We start from the raw sequence: 16,816 nt of genomic DNA, 5'->3' as shown, positions 1-16,816 counted from the left end.
GCGCATATCCCGTTAACCTGTAGAGAGACTTTCTATGCACCCGCGTTTTCACACTGTTTACAGCGAACTGCCTGCGGCATTGCAATCTGCCCTGCTGCCTTATTTCGATGCGCCCGATTTCCCAGCCATGTTTCAAGCCGATCAGGTGGCAGCAATCAAGCAGCACTGCGGGCTGGATGATGATGCGCTGGCATTTGCCCTGCTGCCATTAGCGGCAACCTATTCGTTAACCCCTATTTCACACTTCCACGTCGGGGCGGTGGCTCGCGGCGTCAGTGGCAACCTGTATTTTGGTGCCAATATGGAATTCAGCGGTGCGCCGCTGCAACAAACCGTGCACGCTGAACAATCGGTGATCGCTCACGCCTGGCTACGGGGCGAAACCGGGTTGGTTTCTATTACCGTCAACTACACCCCTTGCGGCCATTGCCGACAGTTTATGAACGAGCTCAATAGCGGAACACATTTGCAGATTCTGCAACCAGGGCGCGCAGCGGCCACTCTGGGTGATTACCTGCCATACGCCTTCGGCCCGCAAGATCTTGAAATCAGCGAGCGGCTGATGAGCCCGATCGACCACGGTTTCCAACTGACGCTGGACGATGAACTAGCAAAAAGCGCGCTGGCGGCGGCCAACCACAGCCATGCGCCTTATAGCAACGCACACAGCGGCGTAGCGCTGGAAGCCGAAGATGGCACGGTGTATGCGGGCCGCTATGCAGAAAATGCCGCATTCAACCCCAGCCTGCCACCGTTACAGGCCGCGCTGGTGCTGATGAATCTCTCCGGTGGCGACTGCCTGCACATCCGCCGCGCGGTGTTGGCTGAAGCACAGGGTGCCATTTTGACCCAGTGGGACGCCACCCAAGCCACACTGGCAGCGCTGGGCTGCCAAAACGTCAGCCGAGTCACTTTCTAATCCCTGCGGCGGAACCCAGCAGTTCCGCCCTTATCCCTGCCAAAACACTTTCTTTGATTAAAAAGTCGTTTAACTGCCGATAATTACGTCAATTTGCTTCATAAACCCATAACAATTGCTGTACATCTTCTGCCGATCTTTTAGGATCTGCGGCTATTAAAGCTATCTGATACGTTTAAGAGTAAAACTGATGGAACTTGAATACGAAAGCAAACGCCCTCTCTACATCCCATACGCTGGCCCGATTCTGCTGGAATTCCCTTTGCTGAACAAAGGCAGCGCCTTTACCGAAGAGGAACGCAACCACTTCAACCTGCATGGCCTGCTGCCAGAAGCGGTGGAAACCATCGAAGAACAGGTTGAACGCGCCTACCGCCAGTACCAGGACTTCAAAAACGATAACGACAAACACATTTACCTGCGCAACATTCAGGACACCAACGAAACCCTGTTCTATCGCCTGCTGGATGCGCATCTGAGCGAGATGATGCCAATCATCTACACCCCGACGGTTGGCGAAGCCTGCGAGCACTTCTCAGATATTTACCGCCGTGCGCGCGGGTTGTTTATCTCCTACCCGAACCGCGAACACATTGACGATATGCTGCAAAACGCCACCAAGCAGAACGTGAAGGTGATTGTGGTGACCGACGGCGAACGCATCCTCGGCCTCGGCGACCAAGGGATCGGTGGCATGGGCATCCCGATCGGCAAACTCTCACTGTACACCGCCTGCGGTGGCATCAGCCCGGCGTACACCTTGCCGGTGGTGCTGGATGTGGGCACCAATAACCCGCAGCGCCTGAACGATCCGCTGTACATGGGCTGGCGTCATCCGCGCATTTCCGGCGACGAATACCACGCCTTTGTCGAAGAATTCATTCAGGCGGTGAAACGCCGCTGGCCAAACGTACTGTTGCAGTTCGAAGATTTCGCGCAGAACAACGCCACACCGCTGCTTAACCGCTATCGTGATGAAATCTGCTGTTTCAACGACGATATTCAGGGCACTGCCGCCGTTACACTCGGCAGCCTGATCGCCGCCAGCCGCGCTGCTGGCTGCCAGTTGCGCGATCAAACCGTGACCTTCCTCGGTGCCGGTTCCGCCGGTTGCGGTATCGCCGAGCAAATCATTGCCCAGATGAAGTCCGAAGGCCTGAGCGAAGAAGAGGCGCGTGCGCAGGTATTTATGGTTGATCGTTTCGGCCTACTGACCGACAAATTGCCGAACCTGCTCGACTTCCAGAGCAAACTGGTGCAGAAAAGCGAAAATCTGGCGCAATGGCAGGTGGAAAGCGACGCCATCTCCCTGCTGGAAGTGGTACGCAACGCCAAACCGACCATTCTGATTGGCGTTTCCGGCCAGCCAGGGCTGTTCACCGAAGAGTTGATCCGCGAAATGCACAAGCATTGCCCGCGCCCGATCGTCATGCCGCTGTCCAACCCAACCTCCCGCGTGGAAGCGCGGCCGGAAGACATCATCAATTGGACTGAAGGTGCTGCGCTGGTAGCTACCGGCAGCCCGTTCCCGCCGGTCACCTATAAAGATCAGGTATTCCCGATCGCCCAGTGCAACAACTCCTATATCTTCCCAGGGATTGGTCTGGGCGTTCTGGCCGCAGGGGCAAAACGCGTAACCGATGCAATGCTGATGGCTGCCAGCCGTGCGCTGGCCGACTGTTCACCGCTGGCTACCGACGGCCACGGCGCACTGCTGCCAAATATCGATGATATTCAGGGCGTTTCCAAATGCATCGCCATGGAGGTGGGTAAAGCCGCACAGTTGCAGGGAATGGCGGTGGTCACCTCAGAAGAGGCGCTGTCAAAAGCCATTGAGCACAATTTCTGGCGTCCGCAGTATCGCAGCTACAAACGCACATCGTTCTAAGATTTAAAGCTTGGGGGCACATCTTGCCCCCAATTTACTCTTTCATTCCCTTATCTGCACGAAACGCTGAAAAATACAGCGTAATACCTGCTGCAAGCGGCACAGCGCTTGCTTCAACCAGACAGGTAAAGTAGCCTTGAATTCTGTTTTTACCATTAAGCGCGTAAGGCAACACTATGTGGAAACGCCTGATAATTAGCCTATTAATCATCACTTCGCTGTTGATGGTAGCGGCTATCGCGCTCGATCGCTGGATAAGTTGGAAGACCGCACCCTACGTTTATGACGAGTTGCAAGGGTTGCCGCACCGCCAGGTTGGCGTGGTGCTGGGAACCGCCAAATATTACCGTACCGGTGTGATCAATCAGTATTACCGCTACCGCATTCAGGGGGCGCTTAACGCCTATAACAGCGGCAAGGTGAAATACCTGCTGTTGAGCGGTGATAACGCCCAGCAAAGTTACAATGAACCCATGACCATGCGCCGCGATCTGATCGCCGCTGGCGTTGCGCCAAGCGATATCGTGCTCGACTACGCAGGTTTCCGCACTCTCGATTCCATCGTGCGCACGCGTAAGGTGTTCGATACCAACGACTTCATCATCATCACCCAACGCTTCCACTGCGAACGCGCGCTGTTTATCGCGCTGCATATGGGCATTCAGGCGCAGTGTTATGCGGTGCCCTCGCCGAAAGACATGATGACGGTGCGCGCCCGTGAGATCTTTGCCCGCTTGGGAGCCTTGACCGACCTGTATATCCTCAAGCGCGAGCCGCGTTTCCTCGGCCCGCTGATCCCGATCTCTTCGATGCACGACGTGCCAGAAGACGCCCAGGGTTACCCGGCGGTATCGCCAGAGCAACTGGTGGAACTGGAGCACAAGCTGGCGGCAGAAAAGCGCAAAGCAGCGCCAAAACCCTAATCAGGCCGCCAAACCACCGCCCCCTTCAAAAGGCGTTTTCCCGGCAATCTTGGCGATCTCCGCGCCCAAGGTGACAAAAGGCGCGCTGCGGCAGGCATAAATCAGGCCACCAGCCTGGGCATACACGGCTTTTACCGTATCCGTCAGCGGATCGATAATTTCTGCCACAATCTCATTCGCCTCAACCCAATCACCGGGTTGGCGCAACAGCAGCAGAATGCCGCTGGCAGGGGCACGCACGATCTCACCGGCAGCAAACGGCAACATCAGCGTTTCCCGCTCAGGGACTACCGGCGTTTCCCCGGCAATTGCCCCGCAATATTGCAGATAACGGTAAAGGCGCTCGGCATCCGCGCTGGCCAGCGCGTGGCTGACATCCTGCTGACCACGTAGCTCCAGCGTAACCGCCATACAGCCCGGTTCAAACTGGTGCCACGCGCTATGGCTGGCCGCCAGCCGGTGCCAAGGCAAGCCACAGGCCTCATCAAACGAACCGCCGCCGCTGTCCTGCGACAGCAACACGGCACCGATATCCATAAAACGCGCCAGAATCTCCGCCTGTTGGCGGTGAGCCGGATCGGCATACATATGCAACATCGCCCGATCGTCACAGTGCAAATCCAGCACCAGATCGGCATCACACGCCAGCAACAGCAACTGCTGGCGCAGTGCGGCCACTTCAGTGCCAGCGGGCATTGCGCTGAGCGCCGCAGTCATGGCACTGCGTACCTGCTGCCGATAGTCGTTAGCATCGGTGAAACTTTGTGGCAGCAATGAATCACGCACCCACTGCGCCAGATCGGGAAAATCACGGTTAAAGTTGCCACCGCTGACCAGATCGAAACGGCCAACGCCACCGTTGAGCAACACCTGCGCCAGCCCAAGAGGATTGGCGACCGGCACCAAAATAATCTCACTGTGGATTTCGCCATGCCGCTCCGCCTGGCACAGCAACCTTTTGAGATAGTGCAACACCAACATCCCCGGCAGTTCATCGGCATGCAAACTCGCTTGCAGGTAAATTTTCTTGCCCACGCCAGGCTGGCCGAAATGAAAACTGGTTAATCGGCGCTGTCCGCCCAGCGCGTGTTCAGGTAGGTTATGGTGATTGATTTTCATTGGACGTCCCATCTATGGAAAAGAAAACGCGGCTTGACCGAATTGATAAAAAGATCCTTGAAATACTGCGCCAGGATGGCCGTATTTCCTATCGTAAGCTGTCCGAGTTGGTCAACCTGACGCCCCGCCCCTGCCTGGAGAGAGTGCGGATGCTCGAACGCGCTGGCATTATCCGTGGCTATAGCACCCTGATTGAGTTGCCGGAACCGGAGCATGCGTTTGTGGTACAGGCGCAAATTGCGTTGGCCGATCACGGCCAGTCGCAATCGGCGTTTGAGCAGGAAATGCGCCAAGCGCCAGAGGTGCTGGACTGCTGGTTGGTCAGCGGCAGCTTCGATTTTCTGGTGCGCATCGGTTGCCAGAGCATGGAGCACTACCGCCAGTTGGCCGACACCTGGCTGACCAGCAAAAAATTCCGCGTAGACAAAATCATGACGCTGACCGAATTGCAAACCATCAAACGCTCCTGAATCAACTCCGACGGGCAAACGCCAACCAGCGCCGTTCCGCACGGGAAAACAGGAAAATCAGCGCAAAAGTGCAGACCAGGTACAGCGCTGCCGCCAGCAAAAAGGGAATAAAGGGTGAATAGGTCGCCGCATAAAAGGAGCGTGCTACACCGGTGATATCCAACAGCGTGACGGTGCTGGCCAGAGAAGTGGCATGCAGCAAAAACACCATCTCATTGTTTAACGCCGGAATACCGCGCCGCAAGGTGGCGGGCAGCACCAACCGGCGGATAATCTGTGTGCGGCTCATGCCAAAGGCTTCACCGGCCACCCACTCTTGGCGCGGAAAGGTCACCATCATCCCGGCCAGCAGTTCGGCCACATAGGCGCTGGTATTGAGTACCAGCGCCAGCGTGGCACAGAAAGTGGCATCGCGGAACAGCAGCCAGAAGGGCTGATCGTTCTGCCAGCCCAGTTGCACCACATCGAACTGCGACAGGCCGTAGTAAATCAGCATCAGTTGCAGATAGAGCGGCGTACTGCGAAAGAAGTAACTCACGCTGCGGATCAGCATCGCCAGCGGGCGCGGGCCGTAAACCTGACCGACCGCCATCATGATCGCCAACATCATGCCGGGCACCACCGAGAGCAAGAACAGCTTGGCGGTCACGGCTAGCCCAGTGACATCGTTGCCGTCGCTCCACAGAAAAGTGGGTACCGCATCCAGTATCGTTTGCAGATTCATCAGTATGTATCTCTGGCCGTTGAGGAATACAGCGCATAGCGCCGCGCCAGGCGGCTGAACATCCAGCCGGAAAGTGCGGTAATCACCATATAGATCAGCGAGATCAGGAAATAGAACAGGAAGGGTTTCTGAGTGGCGCGCCCGGCCTGCTCTGCCAGCCACACCATATCCTCCAGCCCCAGGATCGACACCAGCGCCGACGCCTTCATCAACCCCAGCCAGTTATTGTTGATGCCGGGAATGGCAAAGCTCAGCATCTGCGGCAGCATTACGCGGCGGAACACCTGCCCTGGGCGCATACCGTAGGCCACGGCCGCTTCCAATTGGCCCTGATCCACCGTCTGAAAAGCGCCACGAAAGGTTTCGGTATAATAAGCGCCGAACACAAAGCCAATCGCCAATACGCCAGAGAGAAAGGTATTGAAGTGTACCGGGCCAATACCCAGCAGGCCGAGGAAACCGTTCACCAGCATCTCGCCACCAAAAAACAGCAGCAGCATAATCACCAGCTCAGGGATACCACGCACCAGCGTGGTATAGCCGGTCGACAGCCAGCGTAACCACGGCGGGCCAAACAGCTTGATGAGCGCATTGATCAGGCCAAGGATCAGCGCCAGCACCAGTGCCAACAGCATCACGCACAGCGACAGCCCGGCACCTTGCAACAGCAGCGGCAAATAGTCGATTACCATCCCGAACCTCCGTTAGCTCAATAGGCCCACAGCGTTGAACGCATTATTCGCCGTAGATATCAAAGCTGAAATATTTCTTCTGGATGGCGTCGTAAGTGCCATCGGCGCGGATAGCCTTGATCGCCTCATTAAGCGCATCGCGCAGCGCCGGGTTGGCTTTCGCCACGGCGATACCCACTTCCGAAGAGATGGTCTGATCGCGGATCACCGGGCCAGCAAAGGCAAAATTCTTGCCGCGTGGGGTATCAATAAAACTGTTGCCCGCCTGGATGTTGTCTTGCAGCGACGCATCAATACGCCCAGACATCAGATCGAGATAAACATTGTCCTGATTGGCATAGGAGCTTAGCTATCCCCTCATATGAGTGAGGCATGGTACGGCTTCTGAGGTATGATCTCCGTTATTGACCCGCTAATAACGAGCAGACAATCTCCATGCTTAACCACGAAATAATCCTTAACCACATTGATGACATATTCGGGCAGGACATGCATGCCAAGCGTGTATTGTCGCTCGCCAATGCAACCCACGGGGTGATTGAGTCGGGCTCATTGGCCATCCATGCAATTGGCAATGGGCTCTCTTTGGCAAGCGGCCTTGAGCGAAAGCACGCCGTCAAGCAGGTTGATAGACTGCTCACCAACACTAAACTAAACGTCTGGAGCCTGTTTGATGACTGGGTTCCCTATGTGGTGGCTGAACGTACTGACATCGTCGTCTCCATGGATTGGACTGAGTTTGATACTGATGACCACAGCACCCTGGTTATCAGCTTGCAAACCAACCATGGACGCAACACGCCGCTCCTGTGGAAAACCCACCAGAAATCCTTGCTCAAAGGGCAACGCAACGCTCATGAAAAGGCGCTGTTAACCAAGCTCAGGAAGACCTTGCCGCAAGGGGTTTTTGTCACCGTCGTGGCGGACCGTGGCTTCGGTTATATGGCGTTGTTTGAACGTCTTGAACAAGAGTTGGGTTTTGCCTATATCATTCGTTTTAAAAGCAATATTCTCGTTGGCTACCCAGGTATGGCTCAGGTGCCGGCGACTGAATGGCTTACCCCGACCGGGCGAACTCGCACGCTCAAAGAGGTGGAGCTTACCGGGCAACGACAGCGGGTCGAGCGGGTCTATTGCTGTCACAAGAGCGGTATGAAAGAGCCGTGGTTTCTGGCGAGTAATCGCGTCGATTTGAGCGCTGCCAAGGCCTTGAGTCTGTATGGTCAGCGCTGGGGTATCGAGAGCAGTTTTCGGGACATCAAGGACTACAGATTTGGCATGGGAATGGGTCAGGTTCGTGTCAAAAATCCGGCACGACGCGACCGATTATTTCTGTTCAGTGCGCTGGCGATAGTCCTGTTGACGCTGCTGGGCAAGGCGGGTGACAGCGTGGGTCTGGAACGAACGATCAAGGTCAATACCAGCAAAAGCCGAACGTATTCATTTTTCCGACAGGGTGTCATCTACTATCAGTTGCTGCCTAAAATGAAAGAAGCCTACGCGACGTTGTTGATGGAGAAGTTTACTTATTACCTGAGGCAGCATCGGTTATATACCCGCACACTTGGAATTATTTGAGTCTCTAAAAATGAGGGGATCATTGCAGCATCGGTTATATACCCGCACACTTGGAATTATTTGAGTCTCTAAAAATGAGGGGATCATTAAGGCATAGGAGACAATTTTCACCCCTTTCCCGGCCCACTGTTTTTTCGCGTAAGCCTCATGCACCGAACCGGTCTGCACACCCACCGTTTTGCCTTTCAGGCTTTGCACATCGGGCTGTAGCGGGCTGCCTTTGCGCGCCACCAGTTGAGCAGCGCTGCGATAATAACGGTCGGTAAAGTCGACCTCTTTCTGGCGATCTTCGGTGATATTGAGCGAAGCGATAATCGCATTGAACTTACCGGCGTTAAGCGCCGCAATCATGCTCTCAAACGGCTGTTTGACGAATACGCACTTTGCTTTCAGCTGCGTACACAATGCATTGGCGATATCAATGTCAAAGCCGGTGATCTCACCGCTGGGGGAAAGTACGTCGAATGGCGGATAACCGCCATCCACGCCAAAGCTGATGGTATCCAATGCCTTGGAGGAAAGCGGCGCGCACAGCACTGCGCTCGTCAGCAAAACCCTAAACCATTTTTTCATGATCTCATCCCCGTTGACTCAAACTCAGAAACGCAGTGACAGGCAGGTTAACCCACCGTCCATTTTTTTGAATTCGCTGGTATCCAGCGCGACAATCGGCATGCCCAATTTTTCTAATTGCGCCAAAGTGTAAGGGTAACCCTGCGGCGTCAACAAAGTATCGTTGATCCACAGCGTGTTGCCCGCATAGGATTCTTCTTCCGGGATCACCACAATATTGAAAGCGGCAAAGGCCGGATGCTGCCGGTAGCCTTCGGTCAGCAGCAGCGTATTGCGGCCAACGTAGTTGACGATCGATTTCAGATGCAGCCCGGCGCTCACCTCAATGGCAGTAACCCGGTAACCATGCGGTTCCACCGCAGCGGCAAATTCACTGATCCCCGCCTCATCGGTGCGAGCGGTCAGACCAATAAAAAACTGACGATCGACCAGCAGCACGTCGCCACCGTCAAGGTGCCCGCGGCTACTCATCTGCACCAGCGGGCGAAAACCCGCAAGCACCGGGGCAATGGTTTCTACTTCACCCTGGCGGCTGGGCGCGCCGGGATGGGTAATTACCGCCAACTCTGGCATCACCACCGCGGTATCTTCAACAAAGTGCGCATCGGGGAATGCCGGAGCGGCAGGCAATACCGTCACCTTCAGGCCGAGTTGCAGTAGCGCATTCACATATGCCAGAAACTGGCGGCGGCTTTCAGCCACATCGGGCGCCCCTAACTGGGCGGTGGTCTGGCCAGCACCGCAGGTATCGGCAGGCAATCGGGCAATGGCTTGGGTAAAGTGCATAGCGATTCTCTTGGTTGAAAAGTACAGAGGGTGTCTCTTTGATTATTAAACGGATTCCGCCGCCAAGCGGGTCGAATCACTGACCGGTACAACACATTTGCGCTGTATATTGCTCCGCTTTCGGCCTATTGGGCTGTTGCGGCAAAGCACGTGCGGATCGGGAAAGCAAAGCGGTCAAATCGGGGTAATTGGTATACGGCGAGGGTAAAACATGAGGAACCGCGTCCTTCAGGCTGAAGGGCGCGGTAAATAAAAGATTATTTCTTCTTGGCGTACTTCAGTGAATCCAACGCGACCGCAAAGATAATGATGCCGCCCTTGATGATGTACTGCCAGTAGGGGTTAACCCCGATATAGGTCAAGCCGTAGTTGATCACGGTGAAGATGATCACCCCGGTCACCACCCCCAACACCGTTCCTACCCCACCGGCAAACGACACCCCACCCACCACGCAGGCGGCGATCGCATCCAGCTCATACATAAAGCCGAGGTTGTTGGTGGCACTGCCGATGCGGCCCGCTTCCAGCAGCCCGCCGAAGGCATAGAACACCCCGGACAGCGCATAGATCATAATCAGGTTCAGCGGGACGTTAACGCCGGAGACTTTGGCCGCTTCCGGGTTACCGCCGATGGCGAAGATATTTTTGCCAAAGCGGGTTTTATTCCACAGGATCCAGACAAAGATAATCGCGATAATGGCGTAGAAGGTAATATACGACAGCTTAAAGTCACCAAAACGCAGAAAACCCTGGGCAAACGTGGAGAATTTCGGATCAAACCCCGCCACCGGTGAAGCACCCACAAAATCGTAATACAGCGAGTTGATACCGTAGACGATAATCATGGTGCCCAACGTGGTGATAAACGGCGTCACGTTGAGGTAGGCAATAATCAGGCCGTTCACCAGGCCGATCACCGCACCTATCGCACACACCAGCAGGATCACCAGCGGAATCGACCAGGTTTCCATGTGCGGGAACACTTTATTGACGTTATCCATCGATTGCAGCAAGGTCGCGGCCACCACCGCCGCCAAACCCACCTGCCGCCCGGCAGAAAGGTCGGTCCCTTGCGTGACAATCAGCCCGGCCACGCCCAGCGCAATAATGATACGCACCGAAGATTGGGTCAGGATGTTACTCAGGTTCATCAGGCTTAAAAACGTCGGATCCTGAATAATGATAATTGCCAGTAGCACCAGCAATACCACATAAATGCCACCCTCTTTAAAATAGGTGAACAAAGTTTTTTTATTAAGCGCGTTCATAATCACGATCCTTAAAGATGCAAGGAGGCTAATCGCAATATTTCATTTTGCGAGGTCTGTTTGGTATTCACAATGCCCGCAACCTGACCATTACTCATCACCAGTATTCTGTCGGTAATTCCCAGAAGCTCCGGCATTTCAGAAGAGATAATAATGATCCCCTTGCCCTTCTTCGCCAACTCGGTCATTAACTGATAAATTTCAAATTTAGCACCCACGTCGATACCGCGCGTCGGTTCATCCATCATCAATATTTCCGGCTGAGTCAGTAACCAGCGGCCAATAATGACCTTTTGCTGATTGCCCCCAGAGAGCGAACCGATATTGGTGCGGTGACCCGGCGTTTTTACCCGCATAGCATCGATCACCCATTGGGTATCGCTTTTCATCCGGGCATTATCCAGCAGGCCAACTTTATTTTTGTAATTACGGATATTAGAAATCAGCGAATTAAAACCGACGTCCAGATAAGCATAAATACCGGTTGAGCGGCGCTCTTCCGTCACCAGTGCAAAGCCGTGGTTAATGGCTTCGTTAGCGGTGTGATTATTGATGCTCTTGCCGTGTAGCTTAATGGTACCCGCCACTTTCTCGCGGATGCCGAACAGGGTTTCCACGATGTCGGTACGCTTGGCCCCCACCAGCCCGGCAATCCCCAGGATCTCGCCTTGGTGCAGATCAAAAGAGACATCGCGGATCGATGGCTGGCGCAAGGAAGTCAGGTTTTTCACCTCCAGAATCACCTCTCCCGGCGTATTCTGGCGATCGGGGAACCGTTGGCTCAGCGAACGGCCCACCATCATCGAGATGATCTTGTCCATATCCAGCCCTTCCAGCGGTTGGGTGGCGATCCACTGGCCGTCACGCAGAATGGTGATTTCATCACACAGCTGGAAAATCTCTTCCATCTTATGGGAGATATAAACGATGCCGCAGCCACGGTCTTTCAGCTTACGGATAATAGTGAACAGGTGATTGACCTCTTTCTCCGTCAATGAAGAGGTTGGCTCATCCATAATCACGATCTTGGCGTTATACGAGAAGGCTTTGGCAATTTCGATCATCTGCATCTGGGATACCGACAGCGTGCCCACTTTGGCACGTGGATCGATATCAATATCCAGTTCGTCGAAGATGGCCTTGGTATCTTTGTACATTTTGTCCTGATCGACAAACAGGCCTTTGGTCGGATAGCGCCCCAGCCACATGTTGTCCATCACGGTGCGTTGCAGAACCAGGTTCAATTCCTGATGCACCATCGATACGCCGTGTTCCAGCGCCTCTTTAGAACTCTTGAAATCTATTTCCTGCCCCTGGAACAGGATGCTGCCGGAATCTTTTTTATAAATGCCAAACAGACATTTCAATAACGTCGACTTACCCGCACCGTTCTCCCCCATCAACGCATGAATGGAGTGCGGACGAACGCGCAGATTAACATTATCCAATGCCTTTACGCCGGGAAATGACTTATTGATATCGGCCATTTCCAACAGCCACTCACGAGAGTTATCGGCCATAAATATACCTGGATTTTCTAATAATGAATTCCCCGCCGATAATCGGCGGGGTCATTGCATCGCAATGTGCTTATTTAACAAACTGAGACAGATTGTCTTTATCTACACCCACGTAAGGAATACGCACGATCTTGTTTTCAATCTTATATTGGGTGCCGTCTGCCGCTGGTTTACCCGCAGCCAGGTTTTTTGCCAGTTCAAAAGTGGCTTTCGCCTGGTTGTCCGCATCGTTCAACACGGTACCGGCCATCGCGCCCGACTTCACCATTGCCAGCGCTTCTGGCAATGCATCTACACCAAAGACCGGAATGCTGGTTTTGTTATGCGCTTTCAGGGCTTCAACTGCCCCCATTGCCATCGCATCGTTGTTGGCAATCACCACTTCGATCTTGTTGGCGTTCGGGCCAGACAGCCAGGCATCCATCTTGTCTTTAGCCTGAGCGGTGTCCCACATCGCGGTATCCATCTGCAACTGCTGAGTTTTGTAGCCTTTCTCATTCAGCGTTTTAACCACGTAAGTGGTACGTGCTTCCGCATCTGGGTGGCCCGGTTCGCCTTTCAACAGCACATATTGAATCTGGCCGTCTTTGTTCAGATCCCAGTTCGGGCTGGCTTTCCAATGTTTGGCAATCAGTTCGCCCTGGATCACGCCGGATTCTTTAGAATCAGTACCGACGTAATACGCTTTGTCGTAGCTGTCCAGCGCTTTGCGGGAAGGTTCTTTGTTGTAGAACACCACCGGGATATCGCTGGCACGTGCTTTATCGATCACCACCGGGGCCGCAGCCGGATCCACCAGATTGATCGCCAGCGCTTTCACCCCTTTGGCAATCAGCACGTCGATCTGATCGTTCTGTTTGGATTGGTCATTCTGCGAGTCATTCATTAACAGCGTGACGTCCGGAGACGCCTTGGCATCTTTTTCAATGGCTTTGCGCACTACCGACATAAAGTTGTCGTCGTATTTATAAATGGTGACACCAATACGAGTTTCTGCGTGAGCGACTGCGCCAAACATCATGCTTGCGGCCAGCGCGGCCAGGGTGAAAACCTTCTTATTCATTGTCTGTCTCCGGTTTATATAGGGTCGTACTTGGTATTAGAGCCATACCCGTCATACAGGAAGTTGCAGCGGTGCTCGCGACAACTTCCAATACTTTGGTTATAGAGCATAGACAGCGCGATGTTAATATTCTGTGAATTTTCTCACAGATTGAAAACGGTTACACAACGTTAAATGTTTAGAGAGTGACCGCCGCCTCACTTTGCCACGGCGCCACAGAATGGCGGCGCACCAGCGTCGGCATGAAAATATGCGAGGTTTGTGGCTCCAGCAACCCGGCCGCGCCTTTTAACGCCAGTTCAGTAGCCAAGGTAGCCATGGAAACAATGGGATAGCGAATGGTGGTCAGCTTTGGGCTGGTGTAACGCGCAATGGGAATATCATCGAATCCCACCAGCGAGAAGTGCTGCGGCACCGTGATACCGTTTTCTTTCAATACCGCCATGGCCCCGGCGGCCATGGCATCGTTGTAGGCAAACACCGCGCTCAGGTGCAGGTTGCGGCCAAGCAGCTCCACCATCGCCGCTTCGCCCCCCTGCAAATCTGGTGAACCATAGGCACGCCAACTGTCCGGCGGCGAAATACCCGCCGCTGCCATGGCCTGACTGTAGCCTTGCTGGCGCAGCGGGCCGTCTTCGATCGGATGATTGGACCCCAGATAGCCAATGCGCTGATGGCCCTGTGACAGCAGCAGACGCAGCGCCATCTCAGCCCCAAACACATTGTCCAGCCCAACGCAGCGGTGCTCGTAGCCTGTTACCACCCTGTTAATCAGCACCATGCCTGGCACCTGATCCATAAAGGCGATCAGTTCCGCATCGCTCAACGCTTTTGCGTGCACAATCAAAGCATTACATCGCTGGCGGATTAACACCTCGATCGCATGGCGTTCTTTATCCGCCTGATGATAGCTGTTACCAATCAGCAAGTATTTCTGGTTTTGCTGCGCCACAGTGTCTACCGCTTTCACTAAGGCACCAAAAAACGGATCGGAGACATCCATCACCACCACGCCAAGCGTATCGCTGCTCTGCGTGGCCAACGCCTGTGCGTTGGCATTTGGCCGATAACCCAATTCCGCAACCGCCTGCAACACCAGCTCACGCGTCTTGGGGCTGGTCAGGGCGCTGTTATTGAGCACACGTGAGACGGTAGCCACAGAAACGCCTGCACGCTTCGCGACGTCGCGAATGGTGATCGGATGGACAGAATTCATGGAGCATCCTGAAGTCGGGAAAGTGGACAATGGCGCTATCCTACCCCGTTTAAACTGCTCATCAGCGTGAATTACGTCACAGGAAAGAAAACGTTTACATACATTTTTTTAACCTACCTGCGCCAGATCTCAATTTGCTTTCTGATCGGCCTGCTCACCGGCAGCCAAAATCGTCAGCTTGCGCCACAGCCACTCCATCGGGCCCTGCGTGAAGTAACGCAACCACAGGTTGGAAAACAACAGGTTAACTAGCCAAACCAGTGGAACGAACGCCAGGAGCTGCAAACGATCAAACTGCTGGTAGAGGCCAAAACGGTAAAATAGCGTGGTGCAGATCAACGTCTGCAACAGGTAATTACTCAGCGCCATGCGCCCAACCTGCGCCAACCAATGACTGATACGCGAACGGGAAAAGGTGGGCCAAAAACCATAAACCAAGGCCAGATAGCCGATGGCCTGCAATGATGCCCCTAATTCACGCGGCACCTGCAACAAAAAACCGCTCCAGCGATAATCCCAGTTCAGATGCCACTGTAGCGCAACCCCAGGCAGTTGGATCAACAGTGAAAGCGGTATCATCCAAGCGGCCAAGCGCCGATAGTGGGACGGGGTATACCTGTTCCGCAACCAGCCGCTGCGCATCAACCCCGCGCCAAACAGCATCAAACCGGCCAGTTGCCAGCCATACTGTGCGCCAATCGCCAGCAGGCTGGAGGAAAGCAAATCCAGGCGGCTACGCCAGGCCTCCACGCCCCCTTGCAGCTTCCAGAATTTCTCATACTGCAATTGCGCCACGCCCGGTTGCCAGAAATTACCCGGCTCACCGTGCGACATAAACCCCAACAGCAGCAAGATCGCCACGCCGATCAAATACAGCACCGCACCGGTTTTCAGCAGCGTAATGGTATCTTTAGCATCACGAATCATGCGCCAGCACACCAGGCCGATAAGCCCGTAGGCCAGCAGAATGTCACCATCCCACAGGAAAATCGCATGCCCCAAGCCAAACAGCACCAGCCACGACAGGCGAGCGCGTATCCACACTTTGCCGCGGTGCAGCAGCAGTTGTAGACCCGCCCCAAACAACAGGGCAAACATCGCTAAAAATTTGGCTTGAGCAAACAGATCCAGCAACGCCCAGGTCCAGGCATCGCGCGCCGAAGGGATCCCAAGAAAAGCCGGATTGAGATAGGCCGCTTTCGGCAGGCCAAACGCGCTGATGTTCATCAGCAGAATGCCGAGAATGGCGATACCCCGTGCACAGTCCAAGGTCGCAATACGCGGCAGCGGTGCTGTTTCATGATGATTCATTTTATACCGCTATATTTTAGTCGTTAAAAAGGCGCCCTCAGGCGCCTGTTCTCTTCGTTACTAACGCATCCATCAACTCTGATGGCGCACCGCGCGCAGAAACTCCTGGCGGGTGATCTGGCTGGACTTGAACAGCCCCCCCAGAGAAGTGGTGGTCGTGGCGCTGGTCGCATCGCGGATCCCACGTGCCTTAACACAATAATGGACCGCATCAATCGATACCGCCACGTTATTCGTACCGAGCAAGGTTTGCAGCGCCACCAGGATCTGCTGGGTCAAACGCTCCTGCACCTGCGGGCGCTGCGCGAAGAACTGCACAATACGGTTGATTTTCGACAGGCCAATCACCGCGTCTTTCGGAATATAGGCCACCGTTGCTTTGCCATCGATGGTCACAAAATGGTGCTCACAGGTGCTGGTCAGCGTGATATCACGCACCGTGACCATTTCATCCACCTTCATTTTGTTCTCAATGACGGTGATTTTCGGGAAGTTGGCGTAGTCCAGGCCGGAGAAAATCTCATCAACATACATTTTCGCAATGCGATGCGGCGTTTCTGCCAGACTGTCATCGGACAGATCAAGATTCAGCAACTTCATGATTTCCGTCATGTGCTGTTTGATGCGGCTTTTACGCGTTTCTCGATCCAGCATTTCCCCGCACAATGGGGTTTCCAGGCCACGGGCTTCAAGCGCAGCGTGAACCAGTGCAGCTTCATTACTTAACGATGTCATGGGTATCTATCTCCAGCAGGCGGCTCCGACA

The 16,816-nt window shown here is 54.3% G+C and carries 15 protein-coding genes and 2 pseudogenes; 5 read left to right on the top strand and 12 right to left on the bottom strand.

The window, feature by feature from the left end; translation table 11 throughout:
* Positions 1 to 34 precede the first annotated feature (34 nt).
* The 3 genes from cdd (at position 35) to sanA (ending at position 3,730) form a co-directional block, all read left to right on the top strand.
* Entirely contained in the window at positions 35 to 919 is an 885-nt protein-coding gene (gene cdd, locus ACX9GT_RS08650; RefSeq protein ID WP_473190697.1) for a cytidine deaminase, read from the top strand.
* A 190-nt stretch (positions 920 to 1,109) separates the two neighbouring features.
* A complete protein-coding gene (locus tag ACX9GT_RS08645) occupies positions 1,110 to 2,807 on the top strand; it encodes an NAD-dependent malic enzyme (RefSeq protein ID WP_473190696.1) in 1,698 nt (565 codons plus the stop codon).
* Positions 2,808 to 2,983: 176 nt separating this feature from the next.
* Positions 2,984 to 3,730 (top strand): outer membrane permeability protein SanA, encoded by a 747-nt coding sequence (gene sanA, locus ACX9GT_RS08640; protein WP_473190695.1) that lies wholly within the window; start codon positions 2,984 to 2,986, stop codon positions 3,728 to 3,730.
* Here sanA and ACX9GT_RS08635 read toward each other — a convergent pair whose 3' ends face one another.
* Positions 3,731 to 4,849, bottom strand: a complete 1,119-nt coding sequence (locus ACX9GT_RS08635) for a succinylglutamate desuccinylase/aspartoacylase family protein (protein ID WP_473190694.1) — start codon at positions 4,847 to 4,849, stop codon at positions 3,731 to 3,733.
* Positions 4,850 to 4,863: 14 nt separating this feature from the next.
* On the opposite strand from ACX9GT_RS08635, the gene ACX9GT_RS08630 reads away from it, so the two are divergent.
* Entirely contained in the window at positions 4,864 to 5,319 is a 456-nt protein-coding gene (locus ACX9GT_RS08630; RefSeq protein ID WP_473190693.1) for an Lrp/AsnC family transcriptional regulator, read from the top strand.
* A 1-nt stretch (position 5,320) separates the two neighbouring features.
* Here ACX9GT_RS08630 and ACX9GT_RS08625 read toward each other — a convergent pair whose 3' ends face one another.
* From ACX9GT_RS08625 to ACX9GT_RS08615, 3 genes and pseudogenes are all read right to left on the bottom strand, one after another.
* The gene (locus tag ACX9GT_RS08625) at positions 5,321 to 6,043 is read right to left on the bottom strand and encodes an ABC transporter permease (protein ID WP_473190692.1); all 723 of its coding nucleotides are present in this window, start codon (positions 6,041 to 6,043) and stop codon (positions 5,321 to 5,323) included.
* The gene (locus ACX9GT_RS08620; protein ID WP_473190691.1) at positions 6,043 to 6,735 is read right to left on the bottom strand and encodes an ABC transporter permease; all 693 of its coding nucleotides are present in this window, start codon (positions 6,733 to 6,735) and stop codon (positions 6,043 to 6,045) included. The genes ACX9GT_RS08625 and ACX9GT_RS08620 overlap by 1 nt, the downstream gene beginning before the upstream one ends.
* A 43-nt stretch (positions 6,736 to 6,778) precedes the next feature.
* Positions 6,779 to 7,078 (bottom strand): annotated as a pseudogene (locus tag ACX9GT_RS08615) (transporter substrate-binding domain-containing protein); the annotation flags it as partial.
* Positions 7,079 to 7,170: 92 nt separating this feature from the next.
* Here ACX9GT_RS08615 and ACX9GT_RS08610 point away from each other — a divergent pair.
* Positions 7,171 to 8,313 carry an IS4 family transposase gene (locus ACX9GT_RS08610; protein ID WP_473187570.1) on the top strand — a complete coding sequence of 381 codons (1,143 nt, stop codon included), beginning with the start codon at positions 7,171 to 7,173 and terminating at the stop codon, positions 8,311 to 8,313.
* Positions 8,314 to 8,403: 90 nt separating this feature from the next.
* Here ACX9GT_RS08610 and ACX9GT_RS08605 read toward each other — a convergent pair.
* The 8 genes and pseudogenes from ACX9GT_RS08605 to folE all read right to left on the bottom strand — a co-directional run.
* Positions 8,404 to 8,886: pseudogene (locus ACX9GT_RS08605) on the bottom strand (transporter substrate-binding domain-containing protein); the annotation flags it as partial.
* A 24-nt stretch (positions 8,887 to 8,910) separates the two neighbouring features.
* On the bottom strand, positions 8,911 to 9,672 hold the full coding sequence (locus ACX9GT_RS08600; RefSeq protein WP_473190690.1) for a dimethylarginine dimethylaminohydrolase family protein: 762 nt from the start codon (positions 9,670 to 9,672) through the stop codon (positions 8,911 to 8,913).
* Between the two features lie 257 nt (positions 9,673 to 9,929).
* Positions 9,930 to 10,940, bottom strand: coding sequence for a galactose/methyl galactoside ABC transporter permease MglC (gene mglC / locus ACX9GT_RS08595; protein WP_473190689.1), 1,011 nt, complete (start codon positions 10,938 to 10,940; stop codon positions 9,930 to 9,932).
* Positions 10,941 to 10,951: 11 nt separating this feature from the next.
* The gene (gene mglA / locus ACX9GT_RS08590; protein WP_473190688.1) at positions 10,952 to 12,460 is read right to left on the bottom strand and encodes a galactose/methyl galactoside ABC transporter ATP-binding protein MglA; all 1,509 of its coding nucleotides are present in this window, start codon (positions 12,458 to 12,460) and stop codon (positions 10,952 to 10,954) included.
* A gap of 70 nt (positions 12,461 to 12,530) precedes the next feature.
* The gene (mglB, locus tag ACX9GT_RS08585) at positions 12,531 to 13,523 is read right to left on the bottom strand and encodes a galactose/glucose ABC transporter substrate-binding protein MglB (RefSeq protein WP_473190687.1); all 993 of its coding nucleotides are present in this window, start codon (positions 13,521 to 13,523) and stop codon (positions 12,531 to 12,533) included.
* Positions 13,524 to 13,701: 178 nt separating this feature from the next.
* Entirely contained in the window at positions 13,702 to 14,739 is a 1,038-nt protein-coding gene (galS, locus tag ACX9GT_RS08580) for an HTH-type transcriptional regulator GalS (RefSeq protein WP_473190686.1), read from the bottom strand.
* Positions 14,740 to 14,868: 129 nt separating this feature from the next.
* Positions 14,869 to 16,050, bottom strand: a complete 1,182-nt coding sequence (gene yeiB / locus ACX9GT_RS08575; protein ID WP_473190685.1) for a DUF418 domain-containing protein YeiB — start codon at positions 16,048 to 16,050, stop codon at positions 14,869 to 14,871.
* Positions 16,051 to 16,122: 72 nt separating this feature from the next.
* Positions 16,123 to 16,785: a GTP cyclohydrolase I FolE gene (gene folE, locus ACX9GT_RS08570; protein ID WP_473190684.1), complete on the bottom strand. Its 663-nt coding sequence runs from the start codon at positions 16,783 to 16,785 to the stop codon at positions 16,123 to 16,125.
* Positions 16,786 to 16,816 lie beyond the last annotated feature (31 nt).

This window comes from Serratia sp. YWN4, from assembly GCF_055790845.1.
Note: the sequence above shows the minus strand (reverse complement) of the source record. Positions and strands in the feature narration are given on the sequence as shown.

Excerpts from the sequence above, each read along its gene's own strand:
- ACX9GT_RS08610 (WP_473187570.1), top strand. The coding sequence starts at position 7,171 with ATGCTTAACCACGAAATAATCCTTAACCACATTGATGACATATTCGGG.
- ACX9GT_RS08600 (WP_473190690.1), bottom strand. The coding sequence starts at position 9,672 with ATGCACTTTACCCAAGCCATTGCCCGATTGCCTGCCGATACCTGCGGT.
- ACX9GT_RS08620 (WP_473190691.1), bottom strand. The coding sequence starts at position 6,735 with ATGGTAATCGACTATTTGCCGCTGCTGTTGCAAGGTGCCGGGCTGTCG.
- ACX9GT_RS08630 (WP_473190693.1), top strand. The coding sequence starts at position 4,864 with ATGGAAAAGAAAACGCGGCTTGACCGAATTGATAAAAAGATCCTTGAA.
- mglC (WP_473190689.1), bottom strand. The coding sequence starts at position 10,940 with ATGAACGCGCTTAATAAAAAAACTTTGTTCACCTATTTTAAAGAGGGT.
- ACX9GT_RS08645 (WP_473190696.1), top strand. The coding sequence starts at position 1,110 with ATGGAACTTGAATACGAAAGCAAACGCCCTCTCTACATCCCATACGCT.
- ACX9GT_RS08625 (WP_473190692.1), bottom strand. The coding sequence starts at position 6,043 with ATGAATCTGCAAACGATACTGGATGCGGTACCCACTTTTCTGTGGAGC.
- cdd (WP_473190697.1), top strand. The coding sequence starts at position 35 with ATGCACCCGCGTTTTCACACTGTTTACAGCGAACTGCCTGCGGCATTG.
- mglA (WP_473190688.1), bottom strand. The coding sequence starts at position 12,460 with ATGGCCGATAACTCTCGTGAGTGGCTGTTGGAAATGGCCGATATCAAT.
- sanA (WP_473190695.1), top strand. The coding sequence starts at position 2,984 with ATGTGGAAACGCCTGATAATTAGCCTATTAATCATCACTTCGCTGTTG.
- mglB (WP_473190687.1), bottom strand. The coding sequence starts at position 13,523 with ATGAATAAGAAGGTTTTCACCCTGGCCGCGCTGGCCGCAAGCATGATG.
- folE (WP_473190684.1), bottom strand. The coding sequence starts at position 16,785 with ATGACATCGTTAAGTAATGAAGCTGCACTGGTTCACGCTGCGCTTGAA.
- galS (WP_473190686.1), bottom strand. The coding sequence starts at position 14,739 with ATGAATTCTGTCCATCCGATCACCATTCGCGACGTCGCGAAGCGTGCA.
- yeiB (WP_473190685.1), bottom strand. The coding sequence starts at position 16,050 with ATGAATCATCATGAAACAGCACCGCTGCCGCGTATTGCGACCTTGGAC.
- ACX9GT_RS08635 (WP_473190694.1), bottom strand. The coding sequence starts at position 4,849 with ATGAAAATCAATCACCATAACCTACCTGAACACGCGCTGGGCGGACAG.